Below are 15,033 nucleotides of genomic sequence, written 5' to 3' on the forward strand. Positions count from 1 at the left end.
CGTTTCATGCCGCGTCAGGTAGCGTCGAAGGCATGAGCGCTGCGGCGGCTGACCAGCAGAACGGGACCCGGTCCCCGGTGGACTGGGGCATCGCTGTGACCACCGCACAGAAGCTGATCAAACCGGGTCCTTCCGTGCCGATGGAGGAGGCTGAGCGGTCCGTCGCGCAGCTTCGTGGCGCCACCGACGCCGCCGAGACGCACGTCCGCGAGCTGACCGGCCTCGGGCTCGACCTGCCGCTGCACCCCGGTGACGTCGTCGACCGTCGCCGCTGGGTCGAGGCGGCCGCGGAAGGACTCGCCGCGCTGACCGACGGTGCCCTGCCCGCGGGGCAGAACCGGCCTATGGGCGGCGTTCTGGCGGGCAGTGCGGGTGTGCAAGCGGGCATGGTGCTGGCGTTCCTGGGTGGCCGCGTGCTCGGTCAGTACGACCCGTTCGGCGGTGACCCACAGGGCGGCAGGCTGCTGCTCGTGGCGCCCAACATCATGGCCGCGCAGCGCGCGTTGGACGTGCCGGCCGAGGACTTCCAGATGTGGGTGTGCCTGCACGAGTGCACGCACCGCCTGCAGTTCACGGCCGTGCCGTGGCTGCGTGGGTACTTCGCGGGCGAGGTCTCGAGGTTCCTGTCCGGACTGGACGAGACGGCGACCGGTGCGTTCACGCGGCTGCCCGAGATCATCAAGCAGATCCGGCGCCGCGCCGACGACTCCGAGTCCGGCAGCCCCGGGCCCGTCGGTCTCATGGAGATCCTGCAGACGCCGCAGCAGCGCGAGGTGTTCGACCGGCTCATCGCGCTGTCGACGCTGCTGGAGGGCCACGCGGACCACGTCATGGACGCGGTCGGCCCGTCCGTGGTGCCGAGCGTGGCGACGATCCGCGCCCGGTTCACCCAGCGGCGCCGGGGCGGCGGCGTGCTCGACCGGCTCCTGCGCTCGCTGCTCGGTGTGGACGCGAAGGTCAAGCAGTACGCGGCGGGCGCCGCGTTCACCAGGTACGTCGTGGACGAGGTCGGCATGACCGGTTTCAACCGCGTGTGGGAGTCGCCGGAGACGGTGCCGCTGCGGTCGGAGATCGCCGACCCGGCGGCGTGGGTGCGGCGCGTCCACGGGCGGTGAGCCGTTTCGAGCCGGTTGCCCGCACGCGGCAGGCGGTGCGGCAGCTGCTCGACAAGGCCGGTCCACTCACCGATGTCGCGGTGGCGGTGTCAGGTGGCGCGGACTCCCTGGCGCTGGCGGCCGCCACGGCGTACGTCGCGTCCCGGCGTGCGCTGACCGTCCACGGGCTGATCGTCGACCACCAGCTGCAGGCGGGTTCCGCCGAGGTCGCGTCGGCCGCGGCGAAACAGTTGCACGGTCTGGGGATCGACGACGTCGGCGTGCTGACGGTGTCGGTGACCGGCCGCGGCGGCCCGGAGGCGGCGGCGCGCTCGGCCCGGTACCAGGCGCTGCGCGCGGCGGGCTTTCCGTTGGTACTGCTGGGACACACACAGGACGACCAGGCCGAGACGGTGCTGCTGGGCCTCGGCCGCGGCTCGGGCCCGCGGTCGATCGCGGGCATGCGCGACCTCGATCCCCCGTGGGGACGCCCGTTTTTGTCGGTGCCCCGTGCTACCACTGTCGCAGCGTGCGCGGAGCTGGGTCTGACCGTGTGGGAGGACCCCCACAACGTCGATCCGGCCTACACGAGGGTCCGGCTGAGGAGGGAGGTGCTGCCGCTGCTGGAGGACGTGCTGCGGGGTGGGGTGGCGCCCGCGCTGGCACGGACCGCGGCGCAGCTGCGTGACGACACTGAGGCCTTGGACACACTCGCGGCCCGGCTCCTGGAGTCGGCGCGCACCGAGGGGGAGCTGGCGGTGCCGGTTCTGGCGGCGGAGCCGGCGGCGCTGCGGCGCAGGGTGGCGCGCCAGTGGCTCCTCGATGCCGGCGTGCCCGAACTGACCGACGCACACCTGCGATCGGTGGACGCGTTGATCGGTGAGTGGCGGGGTCAGGGCGCCGTGTGGTTGCCGGGCAACTTTGCCGTGAGCCGGGCCCGTGGCAGGCTTCGGGTAACCGCGTGGGAGCCAGGAGAGGGGACCGGGTGTACGGCGACGACATCGCCTCCGTCTTGATCACCGAGCAGCAGATCCAGGACAAGATCAAAGAACTCGCGAAGCAGGTGGCCGACGACTACCCGGAGCGCGGTGACCGCTCCGACCTGCTGTTGGTCGGCGTGCTGAAGGGCGCGGTCATGTTCATGACCGACTTCGCCCGCGCGCTGCCGGTGCCGGTGCAGATGGAGTTCATGGCGGTCAGTTCCTACGGGTCGGCGACGTCGTCGTCCGGCGTGGTCCGCATCCTCAAGGACCTCGACCGCGACATCGCGAACCGGCACGTGGTGATCGTCGAGGACATCATCGACTCGGGCCTGACCCTGAGCTGGCTGCTGAAGAACCTGGCGTCCCGCAACCCGGCGTCGCTGGAGGTCTGCACCCTGCTCCGCAAACCGGACGCCGTGAAGGTCGAGGTCCCGGTGAAGTACGTGGGCTTCGAGATCCCGAACGAGTTCGTCGTCGGCTACGGCCTGGACTACGCGGAGCGGTACCGCGACCTCCCGTACATCGGCACGCTGGACCCCAAGGTCTACTCGTCGTGACGACGTTCCTGACCCCGGTGGCCCTGGACTTCGTGTGGGAGTCGCTGGACGCCGGCGAGTTGCCGTACCCACTGGCGGCCAGGTCGCACGGCGAGACGGTGGACCACCGCGGCCTGCTCCGGCGCCAGACCTTCGAGGCCCTGCGCGACCAGCACCTGATGGACACCCGAGGCCGCCTGTCCCCGGAGATCGAGGACTGGCTGATGCTGCTCGCCCGCGGCACCCACAGCGTCGACGCCGTGTTCGAGGGCAGGACAGCCCTGGCGGCAGGCGACGGCCACCGAGCACTGCTGGCCACCCAGACCGACGAAGGCCTGACCCTGACCAGGATCGACCCGACATCGGTCGTGTCGTCGACGGTGGCGCTGCTGCCCCCGTGCCACCGGGGTGCGGAGAAGTCGATCACGATCCCCGCCGCCGACCTGACCGCGCTGGCCCAGGGTCGCGCGGCAGGCGGCACAGCGGCGGACCGTCAGGTGCTGAAGGCCCTGTCCGAGCAACCGAAGCTGAGGGCGGGCCAACTGGCCGTCAACACCAGAACGCCGATGGGCACCCGCAGGCGTTCACAGGTCGTCTCGTGGTTCGACACCCCATCGGGCCGCTACCTGACCTACACGAGCACGGGCCGGGACTGCACGGACTGGGTGACCATCGCCCCGGCCGACCCCGCCACACTGCGCCACCACCTGGGCGAACTACTGACCAGGCTCACGGCAGGCCGATAGCGCCCCCGCCGCAGGTGGCTGGTGGCCCTTTGTACTGATTGCGTCCCCGTGTGTGATCCGCGTGCGTTAATCTCAACAGCGGTCACGCGCCCGCGCGGGAGGGGCGTGCGCGTCGAGTAACCAGGGGAGCGCAGAGGTGTACGAGGCAATCGGCGGCGCGGTCAGCGCCTTCAGCAACGCCGCGGCGAGCGGCCAGGTCACCATCGAAGCAGAAGCCGCAGCCGACGCACTGGCAAAACTCGGCAAGGTCAAGGACCAGCTCACCGAGTTGCTCCAGTCCGACCACGGCAAGACAGACGTGCAGCTGGGAGCAAACCCCGTCGGTCAGGCCATGTCGCGCAAATCGGTGGGCCGCTACGACGGCGACGACTCGTTCATCGCGGCTTTGCGAATCCTCCTGAGTCAGACAGAGAAGGCGGAGACGGCGCTCAACCAGTGCATCCGCAACTACGTCGACACCGATGACTTCCAGGCGGCCACGTACAACAGGACGAACTAGTGTTTTCTGCGCGTTCGCGAGCCGTGGCCACCGTTCTCGGCGTGGTCGTGCTCGTCGGCCTGGCCGGGTGCAACAGCGCGATGGCGGGGGACCCGAAGTCCACGGCGACCGAGTCGCAGACCTCCGAAGAGCCGACGACCGAAACGACCTCGGAGCCCGAGGAGCCTGACTACTCGCTCGCTCGGCTCTGTGAGCTGATTTCACCGGAAGAGGCTCAAGAGCTGGGCGGGTCGGCGGAAGGCGAAGAGGGCAACGCCATCAACGACGGCCACGCCGTCTGCAAGTGGTCCGAAGCGATGAGTCTGATCGTCGGATTCCAGGAGGGGGTCAGCTCAACCGACCCGGACACCGGTCCGGGGATCAAGAACACGCCAACCACGATCGACGGACTGCCGGCGATGCAGTCTCTGCAGACGGATCCTGCCGTGATCTGCGAGGTCATGGTTGATCTGCCGAGCGGAAAGATGTTCACCTCGAGTGCGGCGGTGCTGTCCGCGGGCGAGGGCAAATACGACCCGTGTCAGGTGGCGACCGAGCTGTCGAACCTGATCATTCCCAGGGTGAAGGACCAGTAAGGGGGGACCACCACATGGCACCGAACAACGAACAGCAACCGCACTACGACACGCATCAGTACTCGGGTGATCAGGCTGCCGATGTCCGGCGGGTCATGAACCACATGCCCGACGAGGACCGGTCGACGACGCAGGAGATCCAGCAGTCGATCAACGAGAACAGGACCGCTGAGCTGGCGCCCGAGGTGCGGATGGGGGACGACCGCGCCATCGGGGACCCCCCGCACTGGGACGGGTACAGCAGCACGGCCCTGCACCAGGCCGCCACCGTGGACAACGACCCGACCACGGCCGACAACCTCGGTCGCGCGTTCAACGACGGCGGCAACAACCTGGCCGAGGCGGCCAACGCCCTCTACGAAGCCGTGAACGCGCTCGACGGCGCCTGGTCCGGCGTCGCGGCGGACTCGGCCAAGGCAGCGCTCTCGCCCCTCGCCCAGGCGGCTGGTGTCGCGGGGCAGACCGCGCAGATGATGGGCGTCCAGATGTCGCAGCAGTCCATGGCGGCGACCGAGGTGCGCAAGCTGCCGCCGCCGAAGGAGTTCAACAGCGACCAGTCGCTCAACGCGATGCTCGCTGGTGGGCCCGCTGCCATGCAGGCCGACATGAAAGCCCAGAAGGACGCCGCCGACGCGGTCAAGCGGGAGCAGGTCTCCTACCTGAACGCCTACACGCAAGCCCTGTCCGCCGTCGACGAACAGACGCCGTCCTTCGTGCCGCCCAAGGAGCGGATCGGCGGCGGTGGTGGCGGCGGGGGTGGCTTCTCCGGCGGCTCCGTCTCGATCCCCGGCACGAACGACCCCTCCCTCTACAGCCGCGGTGACACGACCACCGGCGCGCCGACGGGCCCGCACACCGGCGGCATCGCGCCGGGCTCGGGGCACGGCTTCTTCGACAACGACGGCTCGACCGACCAGTCCGGCTACGCCCCGGTCCCCGGTGGCCTCGGCACCGGCACCTCCGGCTACAACCCCGGAACGCCGCCGCCGACCTCGTTCGGGCCGGGTGGTCCGCCGGTCGGCGGTACGCCGTCCGCGAACGTGCCGGGTGCGGGGGCCGGTGGGTTCGGCGCCGGGTTCGGCAGCTTCGGCGGTGGCGCGGGCGGCGCCGGTGGCGCGGCGGGCGGCTCCGGGGCGGGCAACGCGAACCCGGCCGGGCCGAGGGGTATGACGCCCAGCGGCATGACCGCCGCGGGTGGTCGCGGTGGCGCGGGCGGCGGCATGGCCGGTGCTCCGCGCGGCAAGGGCGACCGCGAGGAGGACCAGGAGCACGACCGTCCCGCGTACCTCGTCGAGGGCGACCCGGAGAGCACCTTCGGCAGCGACCAGCTGACCGCGCCCGCGGTCATCGGCGGGGACGACGAGTGACGTGCGGCAGCAGGAACGGCTGATCAGCCCCATCGCCCTCGACTTCCTGTGGGAGGCCCTGGACGCGGGTGAACCGCCATACCCGCTCGAGATCCAGGCGCATGGCGCGACGGTCGACAGTCGCGCCATGCTGCGGCGGCGGATCCGGGAGGACCTGGTCGCGGAGCAGCTCCTCGACCGGTCCGGCCGGCTCGAGCCGCAGTTCGAGGAGTGGTTGCTGGCGCTCGCGAACCCCGAACTGAGCATCGACTCGGTGTTCCTGCCCGACACCGGCGCGGAGTCGGTGGCGGCGATCGCCGCGGGCGGGCGTGGGTCGGCGGTGCTGGCGGTGCAGCAGAGGAACGGTCTGCGGCTGCGATCGGTCCCGCGTGACGGGCTGGTGTCCGCGATCGTCGGGATGCTGCCGCCCGCGCGGCGCGGCACCGAGATCTCGATCTCGCTCCCGTCGAACGAGCTGGCCGTGGCGGGCGCCCGGAACGCGCCTGCCGGCCGGACGAGCGACCAGGAGACCCGCAAGGCGCTGGCCAAGCTGAACGCCATGCCGAACCAGCGCGGCGGGCAGATCGCCGCGAACAGCCGCACCGACATGCGTGGCCGCCGCCGCAGCCCGGTGCTGTCGTGGTTCGACAACGAGTCGGGTCGGTACCTGACGCAGACGAAGAACGACTGGGTGACGATCGCACCGGCGGACGCGGCCACCCTGCGTCACCGCATCGGCGAGATGGTGGCGTCCGTCACCGGCTGACCAGCGCATACAGCTCGGGAACCGATTCGGCCCGTCCGCCGTTGGACCTGGGTAGGCACCTCTCTCGCACTTCGCGGAGTGGGTGCCCACCCATGGGCGGTACCCTGGTTGGACCGGAGTGCCTCGTCCGGCCAGGTATCACATGCTGTCAGGGAGGGTCGGGCCGCGCCGCGGCCGTAAGTTGATGGACCGCAAGCGCCTGCTTCGCAACCCGCTGGTGTGGATCCTGGTGGTGTTGCTGCTCTACTTCTTGATCAGCATGCTGTTCGACGACACCCGCGGCTATACCGAGGTCCCGACCTCGAAGGCCGTCACGCAGGTGACGAGCGGCAACGTCGAGAAGGCGGAGCTGGAAGACAAGGAACAGCGCCTCAAGCTGACTCTGAAGGACCCGATCGACCAGGACGGTCAGAAGGTCACCCAGATCATCACGCAGTTCCCGGCCGCCGCGACGGGCGACATCTACCGGCAGCTCGAGGACCAGGTCGAGAACAAGACCGAGTTCAACACCACGGTCACGCAGGAGAACTTCCTCACCCAGATCCTGATCTTCCTGATCCCGCTGGGGCTGCTGCTCCTGCTGCTCATGTGGATGATGAACAACGTCCAGGGCGGCGGGAACCGGGTGATGAACTTCGGCAAGTCGCGCGCCAAGCAGCTGCCGAAGGACATGCCGAAGACGACGTTCGCGGACGTCGCGGGCGCGGACGAGGCCGTCGAAGAGCTGTACGAGATCAAGGACTTCCTGCAGAACCCGGGCCGCTACCAGGCGCTGGGCGCGAAGATCCCGAAGGGCGTGCTGCTGTACGGCCCGCCCGGCACCGGTAAGACGCTGCTGGCCCGCGCGGTCGCGGGTGAGGCGGGCGTCCCGTTCTACTCGATCTCCGGCTCGGACTTCGTCGAGATGTTCGTGGGTGTCGGCGCGAGCCGTGTCCGCGACCTGTTCGAGCAGGCGAAGCAGAACGCTCCCTGCATCATCTTCGTCGACGAGATCGACGCGGTCGGCCGCCAGCGTGGCGCCGGCCTCGGCGGTGGTCACGACGAACGCGAGCAGACGCTGAACCAGCTGCTCGTCGAGATGGACGGGTTCGACGCGCGCGGCGGCATCATCCTGATCGCCGCCACCAACCGCCCGGACATCCTCGACCCGGCGCTGCTGCGCCCCGGCCGGTTCGACCGGCAGATCCCGGTCTCCGCGCCGGACCTGATGGGCCGCAAGAAGATCCTCGAGGTGCACTCGAAGGGCAAGCCGCTCGACCCGGACGTCGACCTGCACAGCCTCGCGAAGCGCACCGTCGGCATGTCCGGCGCCGACCTCGCCAACGTCATCAACGAGGCCGCGCTGCTCACCGCGCGCACGAACGGCACCACGATCAACGGTGTCGCGCTGGAGGAGTCGGTCGACCGGGTGATCGGCGGCCCGGCACGCAAGAGCCGGATCATCTCCGAGAAGGAGAAGAAGATCACCGCCTACCACGAGGGCGGGCACGCGCTCGCCGCGTGGGCCATGCCGGACCTGGAGCCGGTCTACAAGCTGACGATCCTGCCGCGCGGCAGAACCGGCGGGCACGCGCTCGTCGTCCCCGAGGACGACAAGCAGCTCATGACCCGCTCCGAGATGATCGCCCGGCTGGTGTTCGCGCTCGGCGGCCGCTCCGCCGAGGAACTGGTGTTCCACGAGCCGACCACCGGCGCGTCGTCGGACATCGAGCAGGCCACCAAGATCGCCAAGGCGATGGTGACCGAGTACGGCATGTCCGCCCGGCTCGGCGCGGTCAAGTACGGCAAGGACGACGGTGACCCGTTCCTGGGCCGCTCGATGGGCCACGCGCCGGACTACTCCCTCGAGGTCGCGCACGAGATCGACGAGGAGGTGCGCAAGCTCATCGAGGCCGCGCACACCGAGGCGTGGGACGTGCTCAACACTTACCGCGACATCCTCGACAACCTCGTGATGGAGCTGCTCGAGAAGGAGACGCTGCAGCGCAAGGACCTGGAGCGGATCTTCTCCGGCGTCGAGAAGCGGCCGAGGATCACGGCGTTCAACGAGTTCGGCGGCCGCACGCCGTCGGACAAGCCGCCGATCAAGACCCCCGGCGAGCTGGCGAAGGAACGTGGCGAGCCGTGGCCGCCGGTCCAGGAGGAGGCGCCCACGCCGGTGCGCACCGCCCCCGGTGGTGCGGACCTGCCCGGCGGTCCGCCGCGGCCGAACCCGGAGCCCCCGGGCGGCAACGGCGCGGGCCCCAACGGCCTGCCGCAGCCCAGTCCTCGGCCCGGTGGTTACGGCCAGCCGTACCCGCCGCCGGGCAGCTCGGGCCCGCCGAACTACGGCGCCCCGCCCGGGTGGACGCCCGCGACCCAGCCGCCCGGCAACAACCAGCCGTGGCGCCCGTCGTGGGATCAGCCGCAGCCGGGCCCGTCCGACCAGCAACGACCCGATGGCTCCGAACGCCGTGACGACCGGCGTGACGATCGCCGTGACGGTCCCGAATGGGATAGTGGTCGCTGAGACGCGGTCCTAGGTGGACCCGTACGGCGACCGGAGGCGAGCTGTGACGTCTAACGGGTCCCGCAGGGGCCCGCTGTACACCGGCGGGTCGGTGTTCGACCAGGAACGGGCCGAGAAGGCGGTCCGGGAGCTGCTGATCGCGTGCGGCGAGAACCCGGACCGCGAAGGCCTGCAGGACACCCCGGCCCGCGTGGCCAGGGCGTACCTGGAGATGTTCGCGGGCCTGTACACCGACCCCGACGTGGTGCTCGACCGGACGTTCGACGAGTGCCACGACGAACTGGTGCTGGTCACCGACATCCCCATGTACTCGACGTGCGAGCACCACCTGGTGCCGTTCCACGGCGTGGCGCACGTCGGCTACATCCCGAACGAGCAGGGCAAGGTCACCGGCCTGTCCAAGCTGGCACGGCTGGTCGACCTGTACGCGAAGCGCCCGCAGGTGCAGGAGCGGCTCACGTCGCAGATCGCCGACGCCATCGAGAAGAAGCTCGAACCCCGCGGCGCGATCGTGGTGGTCGAGGCCGAGCACCTGTGCATGGCGATGCGCGGCATCCGCAAACCGGGTGCCCGCACCACGACGTCGGCGGTGCGCGGCCTGTTCCGTTCGTCGTCGACGTCCCGGTCCGAGGCGCTCGCCCTGATCAACGGGCGCATCCGGTGATCACCGCGCTGCCCGACCCCGGCCGTTGCGCGGTGATGGGCGTCCTGAACGTCACCCCGGACTCGTTCTCCGACGGTGGCCGCTACCTGAACCTCGACGACGCGCTCGCCCACGGCCTCGAGATGTGGTCCGACGGCGCCGACCTGGTGGACGTGGGCGGCGAGTCGACCCGTCCCGGCGCGGACCGCGTCGACCCGGACGTGGAGATCTCCCGTGTCCGCCCGGTGATCCGTGACCTGGCGTCGACCGGCGTCGCGGTGTCCGTGGACACGACCCGGGCGCGGGTCGCGGCGGCGGCGATCGAGGCGGGCGCGGCCATCGTGAACGACGTGTCCGGCGGCCTGGCCGACCCGGACATGGCACGTGTGGTCGCGGAGGCCGGCGTGCCGTGGATCCTGATGCACTGGCGCGGCTACTCGAAGGACATGTACGCGCTCGCGAAGTACGACGACGTGGTCACCGACGTGCGCGACGAGCTGTCGGCCCGCGTGGACGCCGCGTTGGCGGCAGGAGTGTCGTCGGACGCACTGGTGTTGGACCCGGGGCTGGGGTTCGCGAAGAAGGGCGACCACAACTGGGCGCTGCTGCGTCGCCTGGACGTGCTGCTGGCGCTGGGCTTCCCGGTGCTGGTCGGCGCGTCCCGCAAACGTTTTCTGGGCACGTTGCTGGCGGACAAGGACGGTGTCCCCCGGTCGCCCGACGGCCGCGAGGACGCGACCGCGGCGATCTCGGCGCTGGTGGCGAGGGCGGGCGCGTGGGGCGTCCGGGTACACGACGTCCGGCGTTCGCTGGACGCGGTGAAGGTGGTTGAGGCACTTGGCTGACCGGATCACGCTGACAGGCCTGCGCGTACGCGGCCACCACGGCGTCTTCGACCACGAGAAACGCGACGGCCAGGACTTCGTGGTCGACGTGACCGTGTGGCTGGAACTGGCGCAGGCCGCGGCGACCGACGACCTGAAGCACACCCTGGACTACGGTGCGCTGGCCTCGCGCGTGGCCGCGATCGTCGGCGGTGAACCGCGCGACCTGATCGAAACGGTCGGCACGGAGGTCGCGGAGGACGTCATGCGCTGGGACGAGCGCCTGCACGCGGTGGAGGTCACGATCCACAAGCCGGACGCCCCGATCCCGCTGACGTTCGCCGACGTGGCGGTCACGGTCCGCCGGTCCCGGAAGCGCATGGGATGACCCGCGCGGTCCTGTCGCTGGGCTCCAACATGGGCGATCGGCTGGCGTTCCTGCGACTGGCGGTCGAGGGTTTCGCGGACGTGCTGGAGAAGGCGTCCCCGGTGTACGAGACGGCGCCGTGGGGCGTGACTGACCAGCCGGACTTCCTGAACGCGGTGCTGGTGGTCTCGTCTCCGGACGTCGACGAGTGGGGCTGGCTGCGCAGGGGACAGGCCCTGGAGGCGGCAGCGAACCGGGTCCGTGACCAACGCTGGGGCCCACGCACACTGGACGTGGACGTGATCACGGTGGACGGGGTGACAAGCGACCACCCCGACCTGCTGCTCCCACACCCCGGCACCCCGACAAGGGCGACGGTGCTGATCCCGTGGCTGGCGATAGAGCCGAACGCGGAACTCCCAGGCCACGGCCGAGCAACCGACCTACTGGCCGCACTCCCCGAAACCGACCGAGCAGCAGTCCACGAACGCAAAGACCTAAACCTAACCCACCCCACCTGACACCCCGCGAGTCGCGCTCCCGCACACATCGAGTAGTCAGTTTCGTGCATATATCGGCCAGCCCGACACCTGCACGAACCCGACAACTCACCCTGCCCGAGAACGCGACTCGCGTACCGAGACACGGCGAGTCGCGTTCCCAGACACGGCGAGTCGCGCTCCCGCGCACATCGAGTTGTTGGTTTGGTGCATGTCGGCGGGCGTGGCATCAGCACGAACCCGACAACTCATCATGTCTGAGAGCGCGACTCGCGTACCGAGACATCGCGAGTCGCGTTCCCAGACATGGCGAGTCGCGCTCCCGCGCACATCGAGTTGTCAGTTTCGTGCATGTCGGCGGGCGTGGCACCTGCACGAACCCGACAACTCACGATGTCCGAGAGCGCGACTCGCGATGCCCAGGGCACGCGAGTCGCGTTCTCGGGCGTATCGAGTTGTCGGATTCGTGCACGTGCCGTCTGCATGAGACCGACAACTCGGCATGTCCGGGCGCGCGACTCGCGGTGTTTGAGAGCGTGACTCGCTATGCGCGGGGGCGCGACTCGCGGGGGTGGGGTTCTGTGCGTAGGGCTGCGGACAGCCACTTCGCGTTTGGGACCTGGGCTGGCCACTGCGGCCAGCCGTTGATCGTCGCCATCAGTTGCCAGTAGCGCTCTGCGCGGGCGTCCGTGCCCTGTTCGATGCGGGTTGCCGCGTCCTCGCGGGACGTGCCGAACGCCTCGACGATCTCCGCGGCCAGTTCCTGTGCGGTCGCCGCCGTCGGTTCCTCGCCCGCCTCACGGGCCGCCGCGGCACGAGTCGACCACGACAGCCACTGCTCCTTCGCCTTCGCGGTCGGTTCGCCGACCGGCTCGCCCGCCTCCCTCGCCGCGACCGAGGCCTCGCTCATCGCGCGGATGCTGGCGCGGAAGTCCTTGTCCCGCACCAGTTCCGCCAGCTCGATCCACGCCTCCAGCTGCTCCGGGCTCGGGTCGTCCGGCAGCACGGGTTTCGCGGAGCGCATGCCCGTTTCGAAGTCCGGGTGCATGTCCAGGCCGGCCGTCACCTCGTCCCAGAAGTCGTCGATCAGCGCGGCGCGTTCCTCGTCGGTCATCGTCGCCAGGTTCTTCATCAGTCTCACCTCGTCCAGTTCGGCGTCGGTTCTCGCGATCGCGCGGAGGACGGCCCGCCGCAGGCGCAGTACCCGGATCTGCTCGTCGAGCAGTTTCACGTGCCTGCGGGCCAGGTCGGCGACCGACGACCGCCCGGCGAGTGCCGCCGACGCGTCCGGCAGGCCGAGCCCGAGCTCACGCAACGTGCGCAGCAGCTCGAGCCGCGCCAGCGACTCGCCGTCGTACAGGCGGTAGCCCGCGTGCGTGCGCTCCGCGGGTGGCAACAGCCCCTCGTCGGAGTAGAAGCGGATCGTCCGCGTGGTCAGGCCGGTCCGCCTGGCCAGCTCGCCGATCGTCAAGAACCCCATGTCCGCCATGCTGAACCTTCCACCTACTGGAGAGTCAATTCTCGCCGGTACCGTGGCGTCATGCACTTCACCCGGGCTCGCGATCTGGCCGCAGCCGGGCTCGTCACGGCCGCGCTGGTCCACCTGCTCGTGCGTGTCCTCTATGGACAGATGCCCGCGATACCGACCTTCGCGGGCGTCACGCTGCTCGTGCTGGCCGTCATCGAGGCGGTGCTCGGGTTCTCGCTCCGCACCCGCATCCGCAACCCGCGTGAGGGCAGGCCGCTGCAGCCCTTGACCGCCGCGCGGGCCGTCGCGCTCGCCAAAGCGTCGTCGCTCCTCGGCGCGATCATGCTCGGGGCGTGGGTCGGGCTGGGGGTCTACGTGCTCCCGAGGCGTGCGGAGATCACGGCCGCGGCCGCCGATTTCCGCAGCACGGTCGTCGGTGTGACCTGTTCCGCACTCTTGATCGCGGCCGCTTTGTGGCTCGAGTGGTGCTGCCGCACGCCGCGTGACCAGGACAATCAGCCACCCGAGCGGCATTCCGGCTCGCCGGGCTGACATCCTTTGCGAATCGTAATGGTCTCGTCCTTATAACGGACCGGTACGGTGTGTGCCATGAACGCCCGCCGAGACTCCTCCGACGAGCCAGAGGCCGGCTCGTCCGGTGGGCGTGTGCTTCTCGCCGGCGCCGTGCTCTTCGCTCTCGCGGCGACCGGTCTGCTCGTGCTCACCGACGAGGAGCGGTGGCTGCGCCTCGGCATCGTCGCCGCGTTGTGGGCCGCGCTCGGCGGCGCGTTCCTCGCTGCGAAGTACCGCAGACAGGTCACCGACCAGCGCGAGGCGGCCACCGAGCGGCAGCGGATCTACGAGCTGGAGCTCGAACGCGAGGTCGCCGCACGCCGCGAGTACGAACTGGAGGTCGCGGCCGAGGCGAAGCGGCAGGCCGAGGAGGACTCGCGCGACGACATCGCGGTGCTGCGCGACGAGCTGCAGAAGATGCGCCAGACCCTCGAGAGCCTGCTGGGCGGCGAGTTCCTCGTCGAGCGGTACGCGCTGCGTGCCGAGTCGACCCGCATGCGCTCGATCGGCGACGACCGGTCGATCGCGGTGAACGGTGACGTCAAGCGCCTGCCCGCGGCGCGGTCACCGCAGCCCGACATCGTCGTCCCGCCGGTCGTGCGCGAGGCCGAGACCGACCTGATCGAGCGGATCCGCGAGGTCCACCAGAAGCCCCAGCCGCCGCGCTCGGCGCCGAAGACCGCGGACTCCCGCCCGCCGTCGGTGCCGCACAATCCGGAACGCCCGCCCCGCGCCGACTGGCCGACCCCCGAACCGGTGAAGCCGGCGAAGCGTCCTGACCGGGGGAAGCCCGCCGCGGCGAAGCAGCCGCAGGAGGCGCAGACACGGTTCGTGGAACACCCGGCGGAGGTGTCCGACCGCTGGTTCGTGCCGGACGGTCTCGCCGACTCCGGTCCGATCCCGACACAGGCAGCCGTACAACGCCGCGCCGAACAGCCGCGCAGGTCCGAGCCCCGTCGTCCGGCAGACCCGCCACCCGCGCGCCGGGCCACGGCCGGGTGGGACGACGGCGAGCCGGAGTGGGGCCCGTCGTGGGAGGCGCGGCGCGAGGAGCCCGCGGCACCGGTGGACGGCGCACCGGTCGGCGGCGCCGCGGAGCAGACCTCGTGGCTCGCGCAGTACAACCAGCCGGAGCCCGAGCCGACGTACTCGAGCCGCGCGTACGTGCCGCCGGTCCAGCCGCAGCCGGAGAGCACCTCGGAGCCGGCGCTGACCGACCGTCCGAGCAGGCGCAACGCCGAGTTCCGGGAGGAGGCGCCGACCGGTCGCCGCCGCCGGTCCGAGCCGACCGAGGAGCCGGGCGGCGGGCGCAGGCGCCGTGCCGAGGGGCAGCCGTCGTGGCAGGAGTCCATGAGCAGGCCGGAGGAGTCGGGCGGGTCGCACTCGGCAGGCCGGTCGGTGAGCGAGCTGCTCGCCAACCACGGACTCGACTCGAGTCCCCGCCGCAGGCGCCGCCGCGAGGACTGAACGTCGCTGCCCCTGGAGGACCTCGCGGACGCGATGGTCCGGTTCGAGCTGCTCACAAAGGGCCTCTGACCTGCGAAAACGTGGCGCCCAGTGCGTAACCTCAAGCCCCACCCGATCCCGGGGGCCACCCGCCTTGC

16 protein-coding genes are annotated in these 15,033 nt (G+C 70.5%); 15 read left to right on the plus strand and 1 reads right to left on the minus strand.

Going from position 1 to position 15,033, the window contains the following annotated elements:
• Positions 1–32: 32 nt before the first annotated feature.
• The 13 genes from ACIBVP_RS15905 to folK all read left to right on the plus strand — a co-directional run bounded on the left by ACIBVP_RS15905 (position 33) and on the right by folK (position 11,409).
• Complete coding sequence (locus ACIBVP_RS15905; protein WP_396106841.1) at positions 33–1,115, plus strand: zinc-dependent metalloprotease; 1,083 nt, start codon at positions 33–35, stop codon at positions 1,113–1,115.
• Positions 1,112–2,110: a tRNA lysidine(34) synthetase TilS gene (tilS, locus tag ACIBVP_RS15910; RefSeq protein WP_396106842.1), complete on the plus strand. Its 999-nt coding sequence runs from the start codon at positions 1,112–1,114 to the stop codon at positions 2,108–2,110. Before ACIBVP_RS15905 ends, tilS begins: the two co-directional genes overlap by 4 nt.
• Entirely contained in the window at positions 2,080–2,634 is a 555-nt protein-coding gene (gene hpt, locus ACIBVP_RS15915; RefSeq protein WP_396106843.1) for a hypoxanthine phosphoribosyltransferase, read from the plus strand. Before tilS ends, hpt begins: the two co-directional genes overlap by 31 nt.
• The gene (locus ACIBVP_RS15920; RefSeq protein WP_396106844.1) at positions 2,631–3,359 is read left to right on the plus strand and encodes an ESX secretion-associated protein EspG; all 729 of its coding nucleotides are present in this window, start codon (positions 2,631–2,633) and stop codon (positions 3,357–3,359) included. Before hpt ends, ACIBVP_RS15920 begins: the two co-directional genes overlap by 4 nt.
• A gap of 136 nt (positions 3,360–3,495) precedes the next feature.
• The gene (locus ACIBVP_RS15925; protein WP_396106845.1) at positions 3,496–3,858 is read left to right on the plus strand and encodes a hypothetical protein; all 363 of its coding nucleotides are present in this window, start codon (positions 3,496–3,498) and stop codon (positions 3,856–3,858) included.
• 41 nt (positions 3,859–3,899) lie between these two features.
• Positions 3,900–4,433, plus strand: coding sequence for a DUF3558 domain-containing protein (locus tag ACIBVP_RS15930; protein WP_396106846.1), 534 nt, complete (start codon positions 3,900–3,902; stop codon positions 4,431–4,433).
• A gap of 14 nt (positions 4,434–4,447) precedes the next feature.
• Entirely contained in the window at positions 4,448–5,800 is a 1,353-nt protein-coding gene (locus ACIBVP_RS15935) for a hypothetical protein (protein WP_396106847.1), read from the plus strand.
• Between the two features lies 1 nt (position 5,801).
• Complete coding sequence (locus tag ACIBVP_RS15940; RefSeq protein WP_396106848.1) at positions 5,802–6,545, plus strand: ESX secretion-associated protein EspG; 744 nt, start codon at positions 5,802–5,804, stop codon at positions 6,543–6,545.
• 184 nt (positions 6,546–6,729) lie between these two features.
• Positions 6,730–9,054 (plus strand): ATP-dependent zinc metalloprotease FtsH, encoded by a 2,325-nt coding sequence (gene ftsH, locus ACIBVP_RS15945; protein ID WP_396106849.1) that lies wholly within the window; start codon positions 6,730–6,732, stop codon positions 9,052–9,054.
• Between the two features lie 43 nt (positions 9,055–9,097).
• Positions 9,098–9,718, plus strand: a complete 621-nt coding sequence (folE, locus tag ACIBVP_RS15950; protein WP_396106850.1) for a GTP cyclohydrolase I FolE — start codon at positions 9,098–9,100, stop codon at positions 9,716–9,718.
• Between the two features lie 35 nt (positions 9,719–9,753).
• Positions 9,754–10,542 (plus strand): dihydropteroate synthase, encoded by a 789-nt coding sequence (folP, locus tag ACIBVP_RS15955; protein ID WP_396106939.1) that lies wholly within the window; start codon positions 9,754–9,756, stop codon positions 10,540–10,542.
• Positions 10,535–10,909: a dihydroneopterin aldolase gene (gene folB / locus ACIBVP_RS15960; RefSeq protein ID WP_396106851.1), complete on the plus strand. Its 375-nt coding sequence runs from the start codon at positions 10,535–10,537 to the stop codon at positions 10,907–10,909. Before folP ends, folB begins: the two co-directional genes overlap by 8 nt.
• Positions 10,906–11,409: a 2-amino-4-hydroxy-6-hydroxymethyldihydropteridine diphosphokinase gene (gene folK, locus ACIBVP_RS15965; RefSeq protein ID WP_396106852.1), complete on the plus strand. Its 504-nt coding sequence runs from the start codon at positions 10,906–10,908 to the stop codon at positions 11,407–11,409. The genes folB and folK overlap by 4 nt, the downstream gene beginning before the upstream one ends.
• A 523-nt stretch (positions 11,410–11,932) precedes the next feature.
• On the opposite strand, the gene ACIBVP_RS15970 is transcribed toward folK, so the two are convergent.
• Positions 11,933–12,877: a MerR family transcriptional regulator gene (locus tag ACIBVP_RS15970; protein ID WP_396106853.1), complete on the minus strand. Its 945-nt coding sequence runs from the start codon at positions 12,875–12,877 to the stop codon at positions 11,933–11,935.
• Between the two features lie 51 nt (positions 12,878–12,928).
• On the opposite strand from ACIBVP_RS15970, the gene ACIBVP_RS15975 reads away from it, so the two are divergent.
• Together ACIBVP_RS15975 and ACIBVP_RS15980 are read left to right on the plus strand one after the other, a co-directional pair.
• On the plus strand, positions 12,929–13,408 hold the full coding sequence (locus ACIBVP_RS15975; protein ID WP_396106854.1) for a DUF3180 domain-containing protein: 480 nt from the start codon (positions 12,929–12,931) through the stop codon (positions 13,406–13,408).
• A 57-nt stretch (positions 13,409–13,465) separates the two neighbouring features.
• On the plus strand, positions 13,466–14,896 hold the full coding sequence (locus ACIBVP_RS15980) for a DUF6779 domain-containing protein (RefSeq protein ID WP_396106855.1): 1,431 nt from the start codon (positions 13,466–13,468) through the stop codon (positions 14,894–14,896).
• Positions 14,897–15,033: the final 137 nt, after the last annotated feature.

The sequence above is a fragment of the Actinophytocola sp. NPDC049390 genome (assembly GCF_044466355.1).
GTDB lineage: Bacteria > Actinomycetota > Actinomycetes > Mycobacteriales > Pseudonocardiaceae > Actinophytocola.